This window comes from Pseudomonas sp. B21-056, assembly GCF_026016325.1.
Lineage (GTDB): Bacteria > Pseudomonadota > Gammaproteobacteria > Pseudomonadales > Pseudomonadaceae > Aquipseudomonas.
Genome location: NZ_CP087203.1, coordinates 3,934,397 through 3,949,156, shown reverse-complemented (window position 1 = coordinate 3,949,156; position 14,760 = coordinate 3,934,397). Strand labels below are relative to the sequence as shown.

Sequence of the window (14,760 nt, the reverse complement as noted above, 5' to 3'; positions counted from 1 at the left end):
GCCTCAACCCTCACCTTCCAGCACCTTGTCCGCCTCGATGGCACTTTTGCTCCGGGTCTTGAGTTCACTGACAATCACCGCCGCCACGATCAATGCCGCGCCGAGCAAGGCAATCCCCGGCAACCGCTCGCCCGCCAGGCGCCCGGCGATGCCGGCCCATACCGGTTCACCGGCGTAGATCAGTGTGGCGCGGGTCGGCGAGACGCTTTTCTGTGCCCAGTTCATCGCCACCTGGATCGCCGCGCTGGCGGCGCCCAGGCCCACGGCGCTGAACAGCAGGGTCCAGGAGAATCCCGGGAGCGCCTCCTGGGTCGGCACCACCATCAGGAACGCCAGCACCGCCGTGCTTGCCAGCTGCACCACGGTCACACGGCGCACATCGACCTGGCCGGCATAGGTGCTGATCAGGATGATTTCGGCGGCAATCGCGATGGCGCTGATCAGCGTGGCGATTTCGCCGGGGCTGAAGTTCAGCGACGCACCGGCAGGTCCCGATAGCAACATCAGCCCGGTGAACGCCAGCATGATGCCGATGCTCGGCATCAAGCCAGGCCGACGGCCCAGCACCAGCCACTGCAACAGCGGCACGAATGGCACATAGAGCGCGGTAATGAACGCCGACTGGCTGCTGGGGATGGTTTGCAGGCCGACCGTCTGCAGACCATAGCCGAGCATGATCGCCACGCCGATGAAGGCCCCGGCCTTGAGTTCGAACAAGGTCAGGTCCCGTAGATGTCGCCAGGAGAACAGCGCGACAAACGCCGCCGCGGCGGCAAAGCGCAGGCCGACGAAAAACATCGGCCCGCTGACGGTCATGGCGTGCTGCACCAGCAGGAAAGTACCGCCCCAGATCATGGTGATCAGCACCAGCACGCATTCAGCCTTGCTGAGCTGCAGGAAGCGGGAGGAAGTTTGAGGGGCGTTCACCGATGCCATGACCTTGCGCGCCACTGGAGAGGGACGCACAATGCGTCCGAAGTTGGGCAGTATAATGCGCAATCTCGACAAATGAGTCATACCGTGCACAAAGAAAACGGCCAGCGCGCCTCAGTCCTGCAACACGTCAGCCAGAACGTCCGCCGTCTGCGACATGCCGCGCAGCTCAGCCAGACGGCGCTGGCGGAACTGTCCGGGGTCAGCCGGCGCATGCTGGTCGCCATCGAGGCCGGTGAAAAGAACGTCAGCCTGACTACCTTGGACCGTGTTGCCGAAGCCCTCGATGTGGCCTTCAGCGATCTGATCCAGGCCCCCGATGTCCGTGACCCGAGCCGTATCAACGAGCTGGCCTGGGCCGGCACGATCTCCGGCAGCAAAGCTGTGCTCCTGGCCAAGGCCAATGCCAGCCGCGAAGTCGAACTGTGGGAATGGCGCCTGGAGCCTGGCGAACATTACGCGTCTGAACCGGATAACGATGGCTGGAGCGAACAGCTCTATGTATTCGAGGGGTGCCTGACCTTGCTGCTGGGCGAGGAAGAGCGTCGGATCGGCTCGGGTGAGTTTTTCATGTTCGCCAGTAACCAGCCCCATGGTTATCGCAACGATGGGGCGGTGGCGACGCGGTTCGTACGCAACGTGGTGATTTGATTCCTAAAGACAGCCAGTGGCGAGGTGCAACGCGGGGTCACAAACCGCTGACTTGCACCCACCGCTGTTCCCGTGCCGACAGGCGAATTGCCGCCGCCAGCCGCTCCACTTCCCAGGCCTCTTCGAAGTCCGTCCCACTGCCACCCTGATCGGCAAGGGCCATGATCAATTCCTGCACCTCCAGGGTCTTCAATTCGTTGTAGCCCAACTGATGCCCGGCGGCCGGGCTGAACGCGGCATAGCCTGGCAGGTCCGGGCCGGCCAGCAGTCGCTGGAAACCCGCCTGGCCGACACGGCACACTTGCAGTTCGTTCAGCCGTTCCTGATCGAATATCAGCGTGCCAAGGGTGCCGCTGATCTCGAAGCCCAGCTGATTCTTACGGCCGTGTTTCAGCCAACTGCTGCTCACCGTGCCCCGGGCGCCGCAGCTGAAACGCAGCAGGGCGTGGACCTGATCGTCTACCGCAAGGGTGCGTTGCTCGGGATTGCCGGCGCTGGCGGGGCGTTGGTTATGCACGGTCTGGCTGTCGGCGCACACCGCCTCGACATCGCCCAGCAGATAGCGGGCCATGGCCAGCAAGTGGCTGCCCAGGTCCGCCAGCGCTCCACCGGCATGGGCCGCTTCGCAACGCCATGACCACGGCGAGGCCGGATCAGCCATGAAATCCTCGCTGAACTCGCCCTGGAAACTGATGATCCGGCCCAGCTCGCCGCGCTGGATCATTTCCCGTGCCAGATGAATGATCGGGTTGTGCTGGTAGTTGTAGCCGACCCGAGTCACCACGCCGGCAGCCTTGGCGGCTTGGCGCATCTGGTCGGCCTGTTCCAGGGAGACCGCCAAGGGTTTTTCGCAATAGACCGGCTTGCCCGCCGCCAACGCCGCCATGGCCATCGGAAAGTGCAGGTGATTGGGGGTGGTAATGGCGATCAGATTGACCTTCGGGTCGTCGATCAGTTGTTGCCAGTCGCTATGAGCCGTCTCGAACCCCCAACTCCGGGCGCATTGCCGTGCGCGCTGTGGATCGGCATCGGCCAACGCTGCCAGCTGCAAGTTCAGGGGAAGGTCGAAGACCGCTTTGGCATTGTTGAATGCCAAGGCATGGGCACGGCCCATGAAACCGGTGCCAATCAGACCGATGCCGAGTTCGCGCATGAGAAAGAGCCCTTTGAATGGTGATGTTCAGGAGGGTTCTTTATGGAATAAATATTCGCAAATTGCAAATATTGGAATAAATATTCATTTGCCTTGCGAAGACCCCTGTGGGAGCGAGCCTGCTCGCGATGGCGGTGTGTCAGTCAACATCAATGCCACTGAGCCACCGCCATCGCGAGCAGGCTCGCTCCCACAGGGGGAAATGCGGTGTCAGGAAAGGAACCCGCCATCCACATTCAGCGCCACGCCCGTGGTGTAGCTCGACGCGTCACTGGCCAGGTACAACACGGTGCCGGCCATTTCGCTCGGGTCGGCCACGCGCTTGAGCGGGATCTGCGCCAGGGCGGTTTTCAGGATGGCGTCGTTCTTGACCAGTGCCGAGGCGAACTTGGTGTCGGTCAGGCCCGGCAGCAGGGCGTTGCAGCGGATGCCGAACTGCGCGCATTCCTTGGCGAACACCTTGGTCATGTTGATCACCGCGGCCTTGGTCACCGAGTAGATGCCCTGGAAGACTCCCGGCGAGATGCCGTTGATCGATGCCACGTTGATGATGCTGCCACCGCCGTTGTCGCGCATCAATTTGCCGGCTTCTATCGACATGAAGAAGTAGCCGCGAATGTTCACGTCGACGGTTTTCTGGAAGGCGCCGAGGTCGGTGTCCAGCACGTTGCAGAACTGCGGGTTGGTGGCTGCGTTGTTCACCAGGATATCCAGGCGTCCGAACTGTTCGCGGATGCCGGCGAAGACCTGGCTGATCTGCTCCATTTCGCCGATGTGGCAGGCAATGGCGGTGGCTTTGCCGCCCGCGGCGATGATGGCATCGGCCACATGCTGGCAACCGTCGAGCTTGCGGCTGGAAACGATCACATGGGCGCCTTGCTGGGCGAGCAACTTGGCGATGGCCTCGCCGATGCCACGGCTGGCGCCGGAAACGAAGGCGATTTTACCGTCGAGGTCGAACAACTGGGTCTTGGACATGCTGTTTCCTTGTTATAGGGCGCTCAGAGCGTGGATTGACCGATAACCTGCAGGCTCATCTGCTCCAGCAGTTTGTTCATCTGAACGAACTGGGCGAAGCGTTTGTCCTGGGTCTGGCCGTGGAAGAAGCGGTAATAGATCTGCTGGACGATACCGGCCAGGCGGAACAGGCCGTAGGTGTAATAGAAATCGAAATTGTCGATGCGGATTCCGGCGCGTTCGGCGTAGTAATCCACGAACTCGCGACGGGTCAGCATGCCGGGCGCATGGCTGGGCTGGCGGCGCATCAACTGGACCGGTGCCGGGTCCGTCGCCTCGATCCAGTAGGCGAGGCTGTTGCCCAGGTCCATCAGCGGGTCGCCGAGGGTGGTCAGCTCCCAGTCCAGCACGCCGATGATCTGCATCGGGTTGTCCGGGTCGAGGATCACGTTGTCGAAGCGGTAGTCGTTGTGGACGATGCTCGAGGTCGGATGATCGGCAGGCATCTTGTCGTTGAGCCAGGCCTTGACCGTCTCCCATTGCGGCGCGTCGGGGGTCAGGGCTTTTTCGTAGCGCTCGCTCCAGCCGCGGATCTGGCGGGCCACGTAGCCTTCGGGCTTGCCGAGGTCGGCCAGGCCGCAGGCCTGGTAATCGACCCGGTGCAGTTCGACGAGCCGGTCGATGAAGCTCTTGCACAGCGCTTCGGTGCGGGCGGCGTCGAAACCCAGTTCCGGCGGCAGGTCGGAGCGCAGGATGATGCCCTTGACCCGTTCCATCACATAGAACTCGGCGCCCATCACCGATTCGTCGGTGCAATGCACATAGGCTTTCGGGCAATACGGAAAGCCGTCGCGCAACTGGTTGAGGATGCGGAATTCACGGCCCATGTCATGGGCGGACTTGGCCTTGTGACCGAACGGCGGACGGCGCAGGACGAATTCCTGTTCGGGGTATTCCAGCAGGTAGGTCAGGTTCGACGCGCCGCCGGGAAACTGGCTGATCCGTGGCGTGCCGGTGAGACCGGGGATGTGGGCCTTGAGGTACGGGTCGATCAGGTTGGCATCGAGTTCTTCACCGTCGCGCACGCGGGTGGACTGATCAGTAAACGCCATGCTTATCCCTTCTGCTTATTCTGGAGGCCATCGATCATTGGCTAATCTAATGGCGTGTGGGAGGCGTCACAAGCACGCCCGGGTCTTATAGGTTAGCGTGTTGCCGGATAATCAGCGGGCCTGATGCGCGCAGGTGAGCTATGGTTTCGGGGTCGCTTCATGGAGCCGCCGCGATGGGATGCCCGCAAGTCTGCAGTACCGCCACCCTGCAATGCAGCTTTGGCGCAGCCCCGGCGGTGCTCAATGTATTGCCGGTCAATCGCATGCTGACCGGTGGGATGCCGGCGGCGAATATCATGGACCATATCCCGCTGGTGAACGTCACCACGTTCGGGATGTGCATGAGCCTGGCGAACCCTACCGTAGCCGCTGCGACTGCGGCGGCCCTGGGTGTGCTGACCCCCATGCCTTGTATTCCGGCTACTGCTGCGCCCTGGATACCGGGTGGGGCGCCCACCTTGTTGTTGGGCAACATGCCGGCGATCGATGCCAACAGCACCTTGATGTGTTCCTGGGCGGGGGTGATCAAGATTGTTGTGCCGGGGCAGGTGCAGATGTTGATTCCCTGACTTGTTGACCGGGTACATATCCATTGCTGCGGTAACGGCTGATTATGGTTCCGCTTTTACAGCGGCTCACTTTTGAAAAGCGGTAACTGACAGATAGCCATCGCGAGCAAGCTCGCTCCCACGGGGGATTGGCGGTGGATGGAGATCTTGTGTCCAGCCCGGAACCCATGTGTGAGCGAGCCTGCTCGCGATAGCGGTAGCTCAGCCAATATTAATGTAACTGACAGATAGCCATCGCGAGCAGGCTCGCTCCCACAGGGGATTGGCGGTGGATGGAGATCCTGCGCCCAGCCCGGAACCCATGTGGGAGCGAGCCTGCTCGCGATAGCGGTGGCTCAGCCAATATTAATGTAACTGACAGATAGCCATCGCGAGCAGGCTCGCTCCCACCGGGTTTTCCGGTGGCTTCAGGTCTTGTGTCCCCTGCAAGGTCCTACAGCAGCAAGGAGCTCAGGCCTGCGCCGGATCATTCCAGCGCCTGAACCACCAGCGTATCCGAGAGATCGGCTTGCCATCCGCATCCAATGGTCGCCCATCCTCGGCGTAGGCGTGGGCCGGTTCCAGCAGTTGGCCGTTGAGGTAACGGGCCTCGACCGCCGGGTTGCCGTTGGGGTGCAGGCGGCGATAGCGGCCGTCGCGCACGCCGTCGCGATAGAACTCGGCCTCGGCCAGTTGCCCATCCGGGAAATAGTTGTTGGCTTCACCGTGCAGCAACCCGCCGCGATAAGTGGCCTGGCGCTGCAATCCGCCTTCGGCCGCGTAGAAGCTCGCCACGCCCTGCAGTTTGCCTTGCACAAACGGCAACACCGCCGAGACCTTGCCATTGGGGTGGTACAAGGTGCTGGTGCCTTGCAGTTCACCCCGGCTGTAGTTGAGTTTCGCTTGCGGGCGCCGGGCTTCTTCGATGTGCAGCGGGCCGTCGAGGTGGCCGTCGATCAATTGACCGTTCAGTTGGCTGTCGCCACTTTCCACATCGAGTTGCTTCGAGGCCATCGTTGCACTCCCGTCAGTTGACCTTCACCAGGCCGCCCTTGATGGTCAGCATGCCGCCGCCGTCCACTGTCTGTTCGGCGGCGGCCTTGTTCACCAGGCTGATGCCGGCGTCGTTGGTCAGGGTGGTGCCGGCCTTGTTCTCCAGCGAGGTACCGGCCTGGTTGCTCAAGGCGGTGCCGGCCTTCTGGCTGATGGAGGTGCTGGCCTGGGCTGCCAGGTCCGCGCCGCTCTTGATCGCGAAGCTGCCGCCGCTCTGCAGGGTCAGGGTGCCGCTGACCTTGATGGTCAGGTTGCCGTCCACCGTCAGTTCGTAGTTGCCGGTGACCTTGTGCGTGTAGTTGCCGCCGGTGCTGTGGTTCTGGTCCGAGCCCACCGTCACGCTGCGGGTGTCTTTCACATCGAGGCTGTCGCTGCCGGTCTGGATCGTCACGCTGCGCTTGCCTTTTTCCAGGGTGACGGTCTCGTCGCCATCCTTCACCGTGCGGGTGCGGGCGTTCTGCACGGTCAGGGTTTCGTCGTGGCCGACGGTGGCGGTGGTGTCGTTGAGCACGTTGATGTTGAAGTCCTTCTGGGCCTGGAGAAACACCTCCTCGGCGTCTTTCTTGTCTTCGAAGCGCAGCTCGTTGAAGCCGCCGCCACCCTTGGACGAGTTGGTCTTGATCCCGGACTGGGTCTGATTCGCCGGCAGCGCGTAGGGCAGGGCGTTGTCGCCGTTGTAGACGCAGCCGGTCACCAGCGGTCGGTCGGGGTCGCCATCGATGAAGGTGACGATGACTTCCTGGCCGATCCGGGGCACGAACTGCATGCCAAAACCCTTGCCGCTCCAGGGCAGGACCACCCGCACCCAGCAGGACGAGGTTTCGTCGTTCTTGCCGGTGCGGTCCCAGGGAAACTGCAACTTGATCCGCCCGTATTCATCGGTCCAGATTTCTTCGCCGGCCTTGCCCACCACCAGCGCCGTCTGGGTGTGCATGCGCGGTTTCGGCGTTAGGCGGGCGGGTCGATATGGCGTGGCCTTGGGGATCGCTTCGAAGCGATTGCGGTAGCTGTCGTGACTGGCTTCGTGGCTGACCGAGGTCACCACCCAGTCGATATTCAGCGACGGGTCTTCATGGCCGGCGAGGGTGAACCAATACCCCGGCACCAGCCAGCGGCAATCGCTTTCGCCGACAAACCGCTGCGCCTGGCTGCGCAAACCGTCCACCCGCTGCTTGGTCAGCGCATCGCCCTGGGCCTTGGCGTTATAGCCGCCCGGATGGTCGTACATCGAGCTGGGTCCGGCCACGGCTTCGGCCTGGCTGTAGAGCGAGGTCGTCGGCGTGGTGAATTCATAATCGGTCGTCTGATAGACCCCGGCCACCGCTTGCAGGGACACGTGCCCCGAGCGGATGCCATGCAGTTCCCGCTTGCCCATTCCTTGCCCGAGATAGTTCACTGTCGGCCCGTTGGGAATCGGTGCGAAGGCGTCGTTGCTGTCGGCCAGCACCAGGGTGTGCTTGCCGGCTTCATGGCTGAAGAACCAGAAAATCCCGTCTTCCTCCATCAAGCGCGAGACGAAGGCCAGATCGGTTTCGCCGTACTGCACGCAATATTCCCTCGGCGTGTAGCTGCCGCTGAGCTTGAGCTGGAAATCGGTAAACGCGTGGGCCTTGAAAATCGTCGTGACGATGTCCGAGGTGGCGAGGTTCTGGAACACGCGGTTGTTGCTGGCCAGGCTCAACCACCAGAGCCAGGGCCTGAGCAGCAGTTGATAGCGCTCGGCGGTGGCGTCGGCGGGAAGCTGGCGGATTTCGGCGACCAGCCAATCCAACGGGCGCAGCAGGGCGTCCTTGTGCAGGGTGGTGGTGACATGGCTGGCGACTGCGCTGGCGAGCGTCAGCGGGGCGCCGTCGACGACGCCATTGAGGATATGCGAGCCCAGAGCATTGAGGCGCTCTTCACCGGACAATGATTCAGGAAACAGCGCCGACACCGTGGCGGCGGTGAGTGAGAGAGTGGCGTTACTGTCGGTGTCGCGGGGCATCGGGCGACCTGTTATTGATAATTCAGTTCATGGATAACTTTGTTGCTGTTGCCGTTCTGGTAGTAAAAGTGCCATTTCGACGTGAATGGCCAATAAGTGGCGACGTACTCGCCCCACAAGACCGCTTCGGCCCAAGGACCCTGATGGGTATAGGGGGCTGCCCGTTGTATTGCGCCGACATTGTATTTATCCGCAGGCAACAGCCAGGAAATGTTGGTGCCGTAACGGAAAAGATCGTCTTGGGAAAAAACCGGATTCTGGTTTCCAGAGGTGTACAGGTTGTAGTGCCTGACCCTGATGAAGCCACCGAAGTTCTGAATGCCCACGCAGCATCCCGTCAGGTTTGCGGTGAGAAACAACAGGGGATCATTGCCTGTCGGATGCGCGGGGAGGTCGACGTAAAGACCCGAGTCCATATTCCAGGGCAGGTAGTAGGCGCGATGGGTGGTGCCTTCGACCAATGCCAACAAGTCCCGATCAAGGTCAAGGCTCAGGTCGAAGGTCTCAATGCCGGTATGGGCAGTGGGAAAAGTGGGGCGAAGGTGGCGATTGTGCTGTTCGAGACTGGCCTTCAACATGATGATGTTTCCTCCAACGACAATGAAATTATTCCAACACCCACTCCGCCAACTTCCCCGTCACCTGCGTCATCAACACGTTCTCGACATCCCGCGCCCCCGCCGCGCTGCACTTGGCGAGTACGGCCTTGACGATCCCGGCATCGAACTCGAACTGCTTGCCCGTCGCCGCCTTGTAGCGCCCGCGCAATTTCTCCAGTTTCGCCAACACGATCCCTTCCAGCGTCGCCTCATCCAGCGGCCGATACGCCACCACCGTCATGCGTGCCAGGAACGCCGGACGAAACGCTTGCAGCAGTACCTTGTGCAAGGCCTCGTTGAAGGCATCGCTGCCCAGTTGCGCGGCCGGTGTGTCCAGCAGCAATTCGGCGCCGACGTTGCTGGTGGCGAGCATCACGGTGTTCTTGAAATCCACCACCAGGCCGGTGCCGTCCTCCATCAGGCCCTTGTCGAAGACGTTGTAGAACGCCTCGAGCACATCGGGGTGGGCCTTTTCGATTTCATCCAGCAGCACCACCGAATAGGGCTTGCGCCGCACTGCCTCGGTGAGCACGCCGCCGCTGCCGTAACCGACGTAGCCGGGTGGGGCGCCTTTGAGTTGGCTGACGGTATGGGCTTCCTGGTACTCCGAAAGGTTGATGCTGATCAGGTTGCGTTCGCCGCCGTACAAGGCATCGGCCAACGCATAAGCGGTTTCGGTCTTGCCCACCCCGGTAGGGCCCACCAACAGGAACACACCCACCGGTTTCTGCGGGTCGGTGAGGCCGGCGCGGTAGGCTTGCAGGCGCTGGGCGATGGTATTGAGCGCGGTGGCCTGGCCCATCACCCGTTGGCCCATGCGCTGACCGAGGGTGCGCACGGCATGGGCTTCATCGGCGAGCATCTTGCCGACGGGGATGCCGGTCCAGCCGGCGATCACGGCGGCCACGGTCTTGCTGTCCACCTGCTCGGGCACCAGCGGATCGTCCTGGCGAATGGCATCGAGGCCGGCTTCCAGGCGCAGCAGTTCGGCGGCCAGGTGGTCGATGCGATTGTCGACTTCGGTGTCGGCTTTTTCAGCGTCGGCGCGTTCGCTCAGGGCCAGCAGTTCGCGCCGGGTGTCGAGCAGTTCGCGCACGGCTTCGCGTTCTTCGCCCCAGCGGGTTTCCAGTTCGCGGATGGCCTGCACGTTGTGGGTGGATTCGCCTTCCAGCAGGGTGATGCGTTCGCGATGGTCCAGCCCGGTGGCCTGCTCACGGCGCAGCCGTTCGACTTCGTCCTTGAGGCTGTTCTGCCGGTGACGCAGGCTTTCCAGGGGGGGCGGCACGTCGTGCTGGCCGAGGGCGACCCGGGCGCAGGCGGTGTCGAGCACGCTGATGGCCTTGTCCGGCAGTTGCCGTCCGGAAATGTAGCGGTGGGAGAGTTTCACCGCTTCGTGGATCGCCGCATCCAACACCTGCACGCCGTGGTGCTGCTCCAGTTTGCTGGCCACGCCACGGAGCATTTCCACGGCGGTGAGTTCGTCCGGCTCTTCGACCTGCACCAGTTGGAAGCGGCGGGCCAGGGCCGGGTCTTTCTCGAAGTATTTCTTGTACTCCAACCAGGTAGTGGCGGCCAGGGTGCGCAGCTCGCCCCGGGCCAGGGCCGGCTTGAGCAGGTTGGCCGCGTCGCTGCCGCCCTCTGCGCCACCGGCACCAATCAAGGTATGGGCTTCGTCGATGAACAGGATGATCGGTTTCTCGGCGCTGCGCACCGCGTCGATCACGCCTTTGAGGCGTTGCTCGAATTCACCCTTGACCCCCGCGCCGGCCTGCAACAGGCCGAGATCGAGCACCCGCAGCGTGACCTCTTGCAACGATGGCGGCACATCCCCGGCAGCGATGCGCAGGGCCAGGCCTTCGACCACGGCGGTCTTGCCGACGCCCGGTGCGCCCACCAGGATCGGGTTGTTCTGCCGGCGCCTGAGCAGGATATCGATGCATTGGCGGATCTCACCGTCGCGCCCGACGATGGGGTCGATGCGGCCGTTACGGGCATCATCGGTCAGGTCCTGGGTGTACTGGTCGAGTACCGGGTCCTGTTTTTGCGGCGCCTGCCCGGGTTTGGCCGCACGTGGGACGCCGACATGCTCCCGGGAGCTTTCGGTCCACTCCAGCAGATGCGTGCGCAAGGCATCCCGTGGAATGCGCAGCAGCGACGAGGCGCTGTTGAGCAACAGGCTACGGCGCTCATCACGGTCCAGCAGCGCCAGCAGCAACAGCCCCGAGCGGATGCTGTCCAGGCCGAGCACGCTGGCCTGGACCACGGCGTCTTCCAAAAGGCCGATGGTCTGCGCCGACAGGGCGGGGGTGCGGGTGCTGCCGGCCTTGAACAGGTCCAGGGCCTTGTTGGTTTCTGCCGCCACCGCGTCACGCTCAAGCCCGAAGCGCGGCAGCAGGCAGGCGAAGTCGCCGCCTTCGATGTCCAGCAACTCCAGCAGCAGATGCTCGATTTCCACGTAGTGATGACTGCGCTGCATACAGCGCTGCGCGGCCCGTTCCAGGGCGCGGCGGTTGTCCGGGTTGAGGCGTCCGATCAGGCTGGCCAGTTCCATTTCAGGCGATCTCCGGCTGACGAAGGCGGGTTTCGATCCGTTGCACGGCCAGGCTCGACTGCCGTTGCAGGCCGCCGTTCCAGTTCAGTCGAGGCGGGGCCTGATGGCCCAGTTGCAACGGGCCGGCACCGCGGATCAACAGCACCAGGGTGCAATCCAGGTCGGGGCCGAAATACAGGGCATACAGGCTGGCGAGCAGCGGATGGGTTTCGCCGTTGGGCAACAATCCGCCGGCCTGGGCTGCATTCAATGGGCCGAGGGTCAGGCGCACGCCGGCATGCTCGTCCCAGACCCGGGTACCGGCCACTGCGCTACGACCCAGGCGCAGGTTGCGACCGCCCGGTTGCAAGCGGCTACGGCTGGCTGGCGGGATTTCGCGCCAGCCACCTTCATACGCGGTCAGCTCCACTGGCAAGCCGAACTGCTCGCGGACGATGGCCGCGAATCCGGCCAGGGAACGCCGGCCATCGGCGTACAGCGCGGTGCATGCCAGTACGGCGGAATCGGGGGCGGCCTGGCGTTCCTGCAAGGCCTTGGGCAGCAGGCCGGTCAGCGCGCGCAGTTGGGCCTGTACGGCGGAGGCGCCCGGGGCGGTGAAGCCCAGGGCGATGCGGTGCTTGCGCATCACTTTGTAGAGCAGGCTGAGCAGGCGATGCTGGAACAGATCGAGAAATTCCGCCGGCGCATGATCCCGCGCTCGCGCCCGTTGCTGCAGCCATTCCTGATAGGCATAGGGCAACGGGCCGTCGGGGCCGCCGAGGCCGAAGATCGGCGTGGTCAGCACGGGTGGCGAATCGGGTGCCTGGCTCAGGTGCTCGACTTCACTGGCGGCGAACAGCGGCGTCAATGGTCCACGCAGGCGTAACGCTTCGGCGTGGGGCGCGGTGCCGCTGCCCAGGGGCTCGGCCTGGGGATGCTCACGCTCCAGCAGCAACAGCGCCTGGAGCCATTCGAAGCTCTGCGGATCGTGTCGCAGGCGTTGGCTCAGGTTCAGAGTGTCAGGGGTTTGCCGGCTTGGGGTTGCCACGTTTTCACCTCCCTGTCGGACTGAACCAGTACCGTGCGCACGAAGCGATTGGCGGTGGCATACAGTGAGAAGAACTGCGCCAGTACCCCGGAGAAGAGCACGGCGCTGCTGCCGACGAAATGCTGCGGATCGAGTTGCAGGCGTACTTCCAGGCCGTTGCGCCAGCCGCGCCAGGCGTCTTCGCCGACATGGGCGATGACCCGGTCGCAACCCAGGCCCATGACTCCTTCGATCTGACGGCGGGCGCTGGCCTCGTCCCGCAGGTTGTGCAGTTCCAGAATCTCGCGCAGCGCATCCAGCGCCTGGGGGCCTTCCACCAGGGACAAATGGTTGAGGGTCAACTGCGACACCAGCCGCCAGCGCGATTCACCGTCCAGCCGTGGCAGGCTCTGTGGGCTCGGCGGGTTGCGCAGGCGCGCCCAGGCCACCGGGCCCGGACGCTCGAAACCCAGCGGCGTGCCCGCCGGCAGGCTCTGGGCCAGGTGCCGGCTGGTGCACAGCAGTTCGGCGGTGAGGCTGTAGTCGCGGGTATCGGCGAGCGGGTCGAGCTGGGTGTCCACCAGGCTGACCATCAAGTCGGTGCCCAGCCGGTTCGGGCTCATGCCGCTGACCCGCCGCGCATGCCAATAGCAGGTCTGGTCGTTGCCGTGCTGGCTGCCGTAATAGGCCGGCACCTTGCGCACGCCCTGGCTGGACGTGGCGCGCATGGTGCGGATGCTGTGGATCTCGACACTGTTTTCCCGGTGACTGTCGGCCACCAGCCGATATTCGCTGCGGGTGCCGTCCGGGCGCAGCGGTTCGCTGGTCCGGGGAAACAGGTTGATCACCGGCGTGCAGCCCAGGGCGATGTCGCTGGCCTGGAGCGGCAGGCGACTGGCAGGGGCGCGATCAAAAACGATGTACAGGTACAGGGACGAACTGTCGCTGGTTGCTCCGGCCAGGGGCAGGTCGAAGAAGCCGAACTTGTCAGGGAAGGCAAAGTATTCCGCCAGCAGGCGCATGCCCGGATGCACGCCATCTTCGTCCGGCAGCAGGACTTCATCGCTGGCGAAACCGACGACCTGCGGCAGGCCGGCCAACGGTTCCGGCACGCTGCCCGGCGCACCGGCCAGGACCTTGACCGTGTGGGCGCCGAGCAGGTCGTACAGCCAGGCGTTGATCATCGGCGAAGCCGCCAGGTGCACCCGCAGGTAGTCGATCCCCAGCGTCGACCATTGACGCTCGCCCAGGCAGCGCAGGTTCAGGCGCAAGGCCGAACGCGCCTGGACCACGCCGGTCAGCGCCTGGGCCTCGTCACTGCCCAGCAGCACGGCTTCGCTGACTGCCAGCGGCCACAGGTGCACGGCGGCGGTGGTGCGAAAGTGAATGCTCTGGCCCTTGTCCGTGGTGACGAACAGTGGCGTGTCCCGGGGCAGGGGGTAGCCGTCGTCGAGGTTGCCTTTGCTCGGGTCGGGCTCGAACTGCACGATTGCGCACGAAGGCAGTGGCCGCATGGCCAGGGGATAAAGCTGTTCGAGCAAGGCATCGCTGAACTCGGCGTAGTCGTCGTCCAGTCGCCGTTGCAGGCGGGCGGCCAGCAGCGCGAAGCCTTCCAGCAGCCGTTCGACGTGCGGGTCCGGGCATTCGCCGGGGGACAGTTCCAGGCGCCGGGCAACCTTGGGGTAGCGTTCGGCGAACAGGCTCCCGGCATGCCGCAGCCAGGTCAGTTCGCGCTGGTAGTAGTCCAGCAGTTGCGGGTCAATCGAGTCGCTCATGTCGCACCTCAAGACCGTCGCCAGCGTGCTCGATGACAAATGCCACGGGCCATGCGTGCACGTCGCCGCGCAGCACTCCCAACAGCCGTATGCTCAGTTGTTGCGGGTGGCCCGGTACCGGGACGACCTGGACCTCGCCCAGTTGCAGGCGAGGTTCGAAATGGCTGATGGCCTGGTGTATCTCCCGGGTCAGCAAGCGCCGGTCATCGCTGCGCTGCTGTTGCAACGCGGTCCAGTCGGCAATGCCGTAATCGAGGATGCTCGGTGGTTCGGTCAGTGCCTGGGGGCCGCGTCGGGTGTTGAACAGGCGCTGCAGTTCGGCGTGAACCGAATCCTGCAACGCCTGCCGGTCGAACACCCGGCCGTGCTCATCCGCCTGGCTGGCCAGGCGTTCGAACAGCGGAGGGCGAAGCCCGAAGCCAGCCATGGCGGCAGCGT

13 protein-coding genes are annotated in these 14,760 nt (G+C 63.7%); 2 read left to right on the top strand and 11 right to left on the bottom strand.

The genetic code is table 11. The features are described 5' to 3' along the window. Nucleotides 1-3: 3 nt before the first annotated feature. Nucleotides 4-1,017, bottom strand: a complete 1,014-nt coding sequence (locus tag LOY67_RS16500) for a DMT family transporter (RefSeq protein ID WP_265063505.1) — start codon at nt 1,015-1,017, stop codon at nt 4-6. 3 nt (nt 1,018-1,020) lie between these two features. On the opposite strand from LOY67_RS16500, the gene LOY67_RS16495 reads away from it, so the two are divergent. Beyond that, a complete protein-coding gene (locus LOY67_RS16495; protein ID WP_265063504.1) occupies nt 1,021-1,584 on the top strand; it encodes a helix-turn-helix domain-containing protein in 564 nt (187 codons plus the stop codon). A gap of 37 nt (nt 1,585-1,621) precedes the next feature. Here LOY67_RS16495 and LOY67_RS16490 read toward each other — a convergent pair whose 3' ends face one another. From LOY67_RS16490 to LOY67_RS16480, 3 genes are all read right to left on the bottom strand, one after another. Further along, a complete protein-coding gene (locus tag LOY67_RS16490) occupies nt 1,622-2,737 on the bottom strand; it encodes a Gfo/Idh/MocA family protein (RefSeq protein WP_265063503.1) in 1,116 nt (371 codons plus the stop codon). A gap of 210 nt (nt 2,738-2,947) precedes the next feature. Continuing rightward, nucleotides 2,948-3,715, bottom strand: a complete 768-nt coding sequence (locus tag LOY67_RS16485) for an SDR family oxidoreductase (RefSeq protein ID WP_265063502.1) — start codon at nt 3,713-3,715, stop codon at nt 2,948-2,950. 23 nt (nt 3,716-3,738) lie between these two features. Beyond that, entirely contained in the window at nt 3,739-4,806 is a 1,068-nt protein-coding gene (locus LOY67_RS16480; RefSeq protein WP_265063501.1) for a phosphotransferase family protein, read from the bottom strand. Nucleotides 4,807-4,979: 173 nt separating this feature from the next. On the opposite strand from LOY67_RS16480, the gene LOY67_RS16475 reads away from it, so the two are divergent. Beyond that, nucleotides 4,980-5,375 carry a DUF4280 domain-containing protein gene (locus tag LOY67_RS16475; protein ID WP_258624997.1) on the top strand — a complete coding sequence of 132 codons (396 nt, stop codon included), beginning with the start codon at nt 4,980-4,982 and terminating at the stop codon, nt 5,373-5,375. Between the two features lie 450 nt (nt 5,376-5,825). Here LOY67_RS16475 and LOY67_RS16470 read toward each other — a convergent pair whose 3' ends face one another. From LOY67_RS16470 to tssE, 7 genes are read right to left on the bottom strand one after another with little or no spacing between them, the layout of a single operon-like run. Beyond that, nucleotides 5,826-6,368, bottom strand: a complete 543-nt coding sequence (locus tag LOY67_RS16470; RefSeq protein WP_265063500.1) for a toxin-antitoxin system YwqK family antitoxin — start codon at nt 6,366-6,368, stop codon at nt 5,826-5,828. Between the two features lie 13 nt (nt 6,369-6,381). Next, nucleotides 6,382-8,391 (bottom strand): type VI secretion system tip protein VgrG, encoded by a 2,010-nt coding sequence (tssI, locus tag LOY67_RS16465; RefSeq protein ID WP_265063499.1) that lies wholly within the window; start codon nt 8,389-8,391, stop codon nt 6,382-6,384. Nucleotides 8,392-8,402: 11 nt separating this feature from the next. Next, the gene (locus LOY67_RS16460) at nt 8,403-8,969 is read right to left on the bottom strand and encodes a hypothetical protein (protein WP_265063498.1); all 567 of its coding nucleotides are present in this window, start codon (nt 8,967-8,969) and stop codon (nt 8,403-8,405) included. A 28-nt stretch (nt 8,970-8,997) separates the two neighbouring features. Next, nucleotides 8,998-11,541, bottom strand: coding sequence for a type VI secretion system ATPase TssH (tssH, locus tag LOY67_RS16455; protein ID WP_265063497.1), 2,544 nt, complete (start codon nt 11,539-11,541; stop codon nt 8,998-9,000). Nucleotide 11,542: 1 nt separating this feature from the next. Further along, nucleotides 11,543-12,568 (bottom strand): type VI secretion system baseplate subunit TssG, encoded by a 1,026-nt coding sequence (tssG, locus tag LOY67_RS16450; RefSeq protein ID WP_265063496.1) that lies wholly within the window; start codon nt 12,566-12,568, stop codon nt 11,543-11,545. Beyond that, nucleotides 12,532-14,322 (bottom strand): type VI secretion system baseplate subunit TssF, encoded by a 1,791-nt coding sequence (gene tssF, locus LOY67_RS16445; protein WP_265063495.1) that lies wholly within the window; start codon nt 14,320-14,322, stop codon nt 12,532-12,534. Before tssF ends, tssG begins: the two co-directional genes overlap by 37 nt. After that, nucleotides 14,306-14,749: a type VI secretion system baseplate subunit TssE gene (gene tssE, locus LOY67_RS16440; RefSeq protein ID WP_265063494.1), complete on the bottom strand. Its 444-nt coding sequence runs from the start codon at nt 14,747-14,749 to the stop codon at nt 14,306-14,308. Before tssE ends, tssF begins: the two co-directional genes overlap by 17 nt. Nucleotides 14,750-14,760 lie beyond the last annotated feature (11 nt).

What these genes read in the sequence shown, in the direction of transcription:
- LOY67_RS16500 (WP_265063505.1), bottom strand. Translation starts at nt 1,017, where the DNA reads ATGACTCATTTGTCGAGATTGCGCATTATACTGCCCAACTTCGGACGC.
- LOY67_RS16490 (WP_265063503.1), bottom strand. Translation starts at nt 2,737, where the DNA reads ATGCGCGAACTCGGCATCGGTCTGATTGGCACCGGTTTCATGGGCCGT.
- LOY67_RS16485 (WP_265063502.1), bottom strand. Translation starts at nt 3,715, where the DNA reads ATGTCCAAGACCCAGTTGTTCGACCTCGACGGTAAAATCGCCTTCGTT.
- LOY67_RS16480 (WP_265063501.1), bottom strand. Translation starts at nt 4,806, where the DNA reads ATGGCGTTTACTGATCAGTCCACCCGCGTGCGCGACGGTGAAGAACTC.
- LOY67_RS16475 (WP_258624997.1), top strand. Translation starts at nt 4,980, where the DNA reads ATGGGATGCCCGCAAGTCTGCAGTACCGCCACCCTGCAATGCAGCTTT.
- LOY67_RS16470 (WP_265063500.1), bottom strand. Translation starts at nt 6,368, where the DNA reads ATGGCCTCGAAGCAACTCGATGTGGAAAGTGGCGACAGCCAACTGAAC.
- tssI (WP_265063499.1), bottom strand. Translation starts at nt 8,391, where the DNA reads ATGCCCCGCGACACCGACAGTAACGCCACTCTCTCACTCACCGCCGCC.
- LOY67_RS16460 (WP_265063498.1), bottom strand. Translation starts at nt 8,969, where the DNA reads ATGTTGAAGGCCAGTCTCGAACAGCACAATCGCCACCTTCGCCCCACT.
- tssH (WP_265063497.1), bottom strand. Translation starts at nt 11,541, where the DNA reads ATGGAACTGGCCAGCCTGATCGGACGCCTCAACCCGGACAACCGCCGC.
- tssF (WP_265063495.1), bottom strand. Translation starts at nt 14,322, where the DNA reads ATGAGCGACTCGATTGACCCGCAACTGCTGGACTACTACCAGCGCGAA.
- tssE (WP_265063494.1), bottom strand. Translation starts at nt 14,749, where the DNA reads ATGGCTGGCTTCGGGCTTCGCCCTCCGCTGTTCGAACGCCTGGCCAGC.